The following is a 689-nucleotide window of genomic DNA, read 5'->3' on the forward strand; positions in this document are numbered from 1 at the left end:
CCTACCTTCTGCGACGCCATTGGTTGGTATGTTCTGTCTCGGTAACCTGATGCGTGAAGCGGGTGTAGTGGATCGTTTATCGAAAACTGCACAAAATGAACTGATCAATATTGTGACTATCTTCTTGGGTTTAGGGGTTGGCTCGAAACTGCAAGCTGACCAGTTCTTAAACTTGGAAACACTAGGCATTCTTGGTCTAGGCGCTGTGGCGTTCAGTATCGGTACAGGCGCAGGTGTTCTCATGGCTAAGCTTCTTAATAAGTTCTCAGAAGAGGACATCAACCCACTCATTGGCGCGGCAGGGGTGTCTGCCGTACCTATGGCTGCGCGTGTGGTGAACAAAGTCGGGCTTGATGCAAACCCTCAAAACTTCTTGTTGATGCATGCGATGGGACCAAACGTAGCGGGTGTACTTGGCTCCGCGGTAGCGGCAGGTATTCTGTTGGCCTTGGTTGGATAAAGACTCTTGTAACACGTAAATACAGTTATCGTGTTGAAGATAAAATTATCAACCAATTTACATGCTTGCCATTAACTTGGTTAAACAAAATGGTTTATAGTCAAAGGGATGCTCCGGCATCCCTTTTTTATTTGTCCCTCAGGGAGTGAGTTATGGAACATAAACAGATTGTTATCACTGAGTTTGGCGACGCCAATGTTCTGGCGATTCAAAGCGCTGAAACTCCGAT

The 689-nt window shown here is 46.4% G+C and carries 1 protein-coding gene; it reads left to right on the top strand.

What is annotated here, in order from left to right; all coding sequences use genetic code 11:
• A partial coding sequence (locus R8O11_RS27945; RefSeq protein ID WP_318194962.1) for a sodium ion-translocating decarboxylase subunit beta occupies nucleotides 1–460 on the top strand: 460 nt, incomplete at its 5' end.
• Nucleotides 461–689: the final 229 nt, after the last annotated feature.

Source organism: Vibrio sp. 1288 (assembly GCF_033344475.1).